The organism is Kitasatospora sp. NPDC057500 (genome assembly GCF_042802195.1).
Taxonomy (GTDB): domain Bacteria; phylum Actinomycetota; class Actinomycetes; order Streptomycetales; family Streptomycetaceae; genus Kitasatospora.
In genome coordinates this window covers 1-5,263 of sequence record NZ_JBHVER010000336.1, presented here as the reverse complement: position 1 = coordinate 5,263, position 5,263 = coordinate 1, and the positions used below count along the sequence as shown (strand labels likewise).

5 protein-coding genes are annotated in these 5,263 nt (G+C 72.4%); 4 read left to right on the top strand and 1 reads right to left on the bottom strand.

What is annotated here, in order from left to right:
* Positions 1–98 precede the first annotated feature (98 nt).
* The 4 genes from ACFU74_RS35865 (at position 99) to ACFU74_RS35850 (ending at position 4,862) form a co-directional block, all read left to right on the top strand.
* The gene (locus tag ACFU74_RS35865; RefSeq protein WP_380764319.1) at positions 99–1,100 is read left to right on the top strand and encodes a carbohydrate ABC transporter permease; all 1,002 of its coding nucleotides are present in this window, start codon (positions 99–101) and stop codon (positions 1,098–1,100) included.
* 37 nt (positions 1,101–1,137) lie between these two features.
* Entirely contained in the window at positions 1,138–2,049 is a 912-nt protein-coding gene (locus tag ACFU74_RS35860) for a sugar ABC transporter permease (protein WP_380764318.1), read from the top strand.
* A gap of 61 nt (positions 2,050–2,110) precedes the next feature.
* Positions 2,111–3,817: an alpha-amylase family glycosyl hydrolase gene (locus tag ACFU74_RS35855; protein ID WP_380764317.1), complete on the top strand. Its 1,707-nt coding sequence runs from the start codon at positions 2,111–2,113 to the stop codon at positions 3,815–3,817.
* Between the two features lie 25 nt (positions 3,818–3,842).
* Complete coding sequence (locus ACFU74_RS35850; protein ID WP_380764316.1) at positions 3,843–4,862, top strand: LacI family DNA-binding transcriptional regulator; 1,020 nt, start codon at positions 3,843–3,845, stop codon at positions 4,860–4,862.
* A 58-nt stretch (positions 4,863–4,920) separates the two neighbouring features.
* Here the strand turns inward: ACFU74_RS35850 and ACFU74_RS35845 are convergent, their stop codons facing one another.
* Positions 4,921–5,121, bottom strand: a complete 201-nt coding sequence (locus ACFU74_RS35845; RefSeq protein WP_380764315.1) for a hypothetical protein — start codon at positions 5,119–5,121, stop codon at positions 4,921–4,923.
* Positions 5,122–5,263: the final 142 nt, after the last annotated feature.

Genomic DNA, 5,263 nt, shown 5'->3' with positions numbered 1-5,263 from the left:
GCCCCCCCCCGCGGCCCCCCGGGGGCCCCGCCCGGCCGGACCCGTAGCAGCAGTCGCCGAAGCGAGGCGGCGGACCTCCCCCGAGAAGGTGTCGAACAATGTCAGTCGCCGTGCAGGGCGCCACCGGCCAGGGCAGCCGGCAGCGCGATCCGCGTCCGGGCCTGATGGAGCGCCTCAAGCGCTCGTACGCCAAGCACTGGTACGCCTACGCGATGATCGCACCGGTCGTGCTGGTCCTCGGCGTCCTGGTGCTCTACCCGCTCGCCGAGGGCCTCTGGCTCACCCTCACCGATGCCAACAGCCTCAACGTCGCCCGCAGGATCGGCGAGAACGAGATCCCGGCGAGCTACACCTTCGTCGGCTTCGACAACTACGCCGACATCCTGTGGGGCCCCGGCTCCTACGACCGCTTCTGGTCGCACTTCGTCTGGACCATCGCCTGGACCGCCCTCTGCGTCGGCCTGCACTACACCATCGGCCTGGGCCTGGCCCTGCTGCTCAACCAGAAGCTGCGCGGACGCGCCGTCTACCGGATGCTGCTCATCCTGCCCTGGGCCGTGCCGACCTTCGTCACCGTCTTCTCCTGGCGGCTGATGCTCGCCGACGGCGGCGCCGTCAACGGCCTGCTCGCCGCACTCCACCTGCCCGAGCCCGGCTGGCTGGACGACCCGACCGCGCAGAAGGCCGCCGCCGTCCTGGTCAACACCTGGGTCGGCGTGCCGTTCATGATGATCTCGCTGCTCGGCGGCCTCCAGTCGATCCCCGCCGAGCTGTACGAGGCCGCCGAGATGGACGGCGCCACCGCCTGGCAGCGGTTCCGCCACGTCACCCTGCCGGGCCTTCGCACCGTCTCCTCGACCGTCGTCCTGCTCGGCGTCATCTGGACGTTCAACCAGTTCGCCGTCATCTTCCTGCTGTTCGGCAACGGCGCCCCCGACGCCCAGCTGCTGGTCACCTGGGCCTACCGGCTCGGCTTCGGCCAGCAGCCCCGGGACTACGCGCAGTCCGCCGCCTACGGCGTCATCCTGCTCTCCATCCTGGTCGTCTTCACCGCCTTCTACCGCCGCTGGCTCGCCCGCAACGAGCGCGCGAACGGCTGACCCCGGCGACCACGGCGACCACGAAGGAGACACTCCGATGAGCACCACCACCGACCGACCCACCACCCCCGCCGTCCGGCCCGCGCCCCCCGCCGCCCGCCCGGCCGGGGTCCGCCCCCGCGGCGAGAGCGGCCCGCTCGCCAGGGCCCTGATGCACGGCGCGCTGACCCTGGCCAGCCTGATCGCGCTGTTCCCCGTGGCGTGGATCCTCTACGTCTCGTTCGGCCCGGACAAGACCGACTACCTGCACCCCGGCGAGATCCTCGGCAAGCTGACCCTCGCCAACTACGGGACGGTGCTGTTCGACACCGACTTCTTCAAGTGGTTCGGCAACGCCTTCCTGGTCTCCGGCGTCACCACCGTCTTCGGCGTGCTGATCGCCGCCTCCACCGGCTACGCCGTCTCCCGGATGCGCTTCCCCGGCCACAAGCCGCTCATGTGGTCGCTGCTGGTCACCCAGATGTTCCCGATCGCCGTACTGATCGTGCCGATGTACACGATCCTGTCCGAGCTCGACCTGCTGGACAGCTACCTCGGCCTGATCCTGGTCTACTCGACCACCACCGTGCCGTACTGCGCCTGGCTGATGAAGGGCTACTTCGACACCATCCCGGTGGAGATCGACGAGGCCGGCCGGGTCGACGGCCTCACCCCGTTCGGCACCTTCTGGCGGCTGGTGCTGCCGCTCGCCCGCCCGGGCCTGGCGGTCGCCGCGTTCTACTCCTTCCTCACCGCCTGGGCCGAGGTCGCCTTCGCCTCCACCTTCATGCTCAGCTCCGACAAGTACACCCTGGCCGTCGGACTCCAGACCTTCGTCAGCGAGCACGACGCCCAGTGGAACCTGATGGCCGCGACCGCCGTGCTGATCGCCGTCCCCTCCTCGGTCCTCTTCTACCTGGTGCAGCGCCACCTGGTGACCGGCCTGACCGCCGGCGCCTCCAAGTCCTGACCGACGTCGCCGCCGACGCCCCGACCGCTCCGCCCGCCACACTCCGCAAGGGATACCGTCCATGACCCAGAACCTGGCCGACACCTCCCGGCCCGCCGCCGACGCCACCGCCGACGAGGCCGGTGCCGCCGCGGACAGAGGCTGGTGGCGGGACGCGGTCATCTACCAGGTGTACCCGCGCAGCTTCGCCGACTCCAACGGCGACGGCATGGGCGACCTGCCCGGCATCCGCAGCCGCCTGCCCTACCTGCGCGACCTCGGCGTCGACGCCGTCTGGCTCTCGCCGTTCTACGCCTCCCCGCAGGCCGACGCCGGCTACGACGTCGCCGACTACCGCGCCGTCGACCCGGTGTTCGGCACCCTGCTGGACGCCGACGCGCTGATCCGCGACGCCCACCGGCTGGGCCTGCGGATCATCGTGGACCTCGTCCCCAACCACTCCTCCGACCAGCACGAGTGGTTCAAGCGCGCCCTGCGCGAGGGCCCCGGCTCCCCGCTGCGCGAGCGCTACCACTTCCGCCCCGGCAAGGGTCCCGGCGGCGAACTGCCGCCCAACGACTGGGAGTCCATCTTCGGCGGCCCCGCCTGGACCCGCACCGAGAACCCGGACGGCACCCCGGGCGACTGGTACCTGCACCTGTTCGCCCCCGAGCAGCCCGACTTCAACTGGGACAACCCGGCCGTCGCCGACGAGTTCCGCTCCATCCTGCGCTTCTGGCTGGACATGGGCGTCGACGGCTTCCGCATCGACGTCGCCCACGGCCTGGTCAAGGCCCCCGGCCTGCCCGACCTCGGCGGCGCCGACCAGCTCAAGCTGCTCGGCAACGACGTCATGCCCTTCTTCGACCAGGACGGCGTGCACGAGATCTACCGCACCTGGCGCACCATCCTCGACGAGTACCCGGGCGAGCGGATCGGCGTCGCCGAGGCCTGGACCCCGACCGTCCAGCGCACCGCCAACTACGTGCGCCCCGACGAACTGCACCAGGCCTTCAACTTCCAGTACCTCGGCACCTCCTGGGACGCCGCCGACCTGCGCGCCGTGATCGACCTCTCGCTCGACTCGATGCGCCCGGTCGACGCCCCCACCACCTGGGTGCTCTCCAACCACGACGTCACCCGGCACGCCACCCGGTTCGCCAACCCGCCCGGCCTCGGCACCCAGATCCGCACCCCCGGCGACCGCGCCCTCGGCCTGCGCCGCGCCCGCGCCGCCACCCTGCTGATGCTCGCCCTGCCCGGCTCCGCCTACGTCTACCAGGGCGAGGAGCTCGGCCTGCCGGACGTCACCGACCTGCCCGACGAGGTCCGCCAGGACCCGTCGTTCTTCCGCCAGGCCGGCCAGGACGGCTACCGCGACGGCTGCCGCGTCCCGATCCCGTGGTCCGGCACCGAGGCCCCCTACGGCTTCGGCCCCACCGCCGGCGGACCGTCCTGGCTGCCGCAGCCCGCCGAGTGGGCCGCCCTCAGCGTCGAGGCGCAGACCGGCGACCCGACCTCCACCCTGGAGCTCTACCGCTCGGCGCTGGCCGTCCGCAAGGCGCGCCCCGACCTCGGCGCCGGCACCGACGTCGAGTGGCTGGACAGCCCCGAGGGCACCCTGGCGTTCCGCCGCGGCTCCTTCGTCTGCACCGCCAACACCACCGGCGCCCCGGTGCGGATACCGGCCCCCGGCCGGCTGCTGCTCAGCTCCGCGGGCGCCGACCCGGTGGTGGCGGACGGCGAGGCGGTGCTCGCCGCGGACAGCACCGACTGGTGGGCGGTCTGACGTGGTTGCAATAGGCTCTGGGACCGTGACTACGGCGCGACTATCAGACATCGCGGCGCAGGCGGGGGTCAGCGAAGCCACCGTCTCCCGCGTGCTCAACGGCAAGGCCAACGTCTCGGCCGCCACCCGGCAGACCGTGCTGGCGGCCCTGGACGTGCTCGGCTACGAGCGGCCGACCCGGCTGCGCCGGCGCAGCGCCGGGCTGATCGGGCTGATCACCCCGGAGTTGAGCAATCCGATCTTCCCGGCGCTGGCCCAGGTGATCGAGCAGGTGCTGAGCCGGCACGGCTACACGCCGGTGCTCTGCACCCAGACGCCCGGCGGCTCCACCGAGGACGAACTGGTGGAGATGCTGGTCGACCGGGGCGTGGCGGGCATCGTCTTCGTCTCCGGCCTGCACGCCGACTCCACCGCCGACCACGACCGGTACGCCCGGCTGGCCGGGCGCGGGGTGCCGTTCGTGCTGATCAACGGCTACAGCGAGCGGATCGACGCGCCGTTCATCTCGCCGGACGACCGGGCCGCGATGTGGATGGCCGTCCAGCACCTGGCCGAACTCGGCCACGAGCGGATCGGCCTGGCCGTCGGCCAGCGCCGGTACGTGCCGGTGCTGCGCAAGATCGAGGGCTTCACCGCGGCCATGCGCGAGGTGCTGGGGCTCGCCGCCGAGGAGGCCGAGGGGCTGGTCCACCACACGCTGTTCAGCGTGGAGGGCGGGCACGCGGCGGCCGGGGCGCTGCTCGACAAGGGCTGCACCGCGATCGTCTGCGGCAGCGACCTGATGGCGCTCGGCGCGATCCGGGCCGTCCGGCAGCGCGGCCTGGCGGTGCCGCAGGACGTCTCGGTGGTCGGCTTCGACGACTCGCCGCTGATCGCCTTCACCGAGCCGCCGCTGACCACCGTGCGCCAGCCGGTGGAGGCGATGGCCACCGCGGCGGTGGACGCGCTGCTGGAGGAGGTCGGCGGGAACGCCGCCCAGCGCGGGGAGTTCATGTTCCAGCCGGAGCTGGTGATGCGCGGCTCGACCGGGGCCCGCGCGCGCTGAGGGAGAACGGGGCGGGGCCCGGGAGCGGTGTGCTCCCGGGCCCCTTCGGCGTTCCCGCTCAGCCCTCCTGGACGATCGGACGGTCCTGGGTGACCCGGTGGCCGTCCGCGGCGTCACCGGTGCGGGTCTCGGTGCGCCGGCCGCGCTCCAGGAAGTCCCGGAGGATCAGTTCGACGGCGTCCTGCGGGCTCTTGGTGCCGGACAGCATCATCGCGTCGATCGCGAGGTTGGCGTCGAGCGAGACGGTGACCTGGGCCATGGTGAACTCCTCCTCGGGTGCAGGGCAGCAGCATGCCCGCTGCGGCCCCGGTTTGACCATGGCCGCCCGTCGTCCGGGCAACGCCGCGGCGCGGTGTCGGGAGCGTCCTGACGCGATTCGGGCATGCCGCGGCCCCCGGGGA

Coding starts and splice junctions, on each gene's coding strand:
- ACFU74_RS35845 (WP_380764315.1), bottom strand. CDS start 5,121: ATGGCCCAGGTCACCGTCTCGCTCGACGCCAACCTCGCGATCGACGCG.
- ACFU74_RS35860 (WP_380764318.1), top strand. CDS start 1,138: ATGAGCACCACCACCGACCGACCCACCACCCCCGCCGTCCGGCCCGCG.
- ACFU74_RS35855 (WP_380764317.1), top strand. CDS start 2,111: ATGACCCAGAACCTGGCCGACACCTCCCGGCCCGCCGCCGACGCCACC.
- ACFU74_RS35865 (WP_380764319.1), top strand. CDS start 99: ATGTCAGTCGCCGTGCAGGGCGCCACCGGCCAGGGCAGCCGGCAGCGC.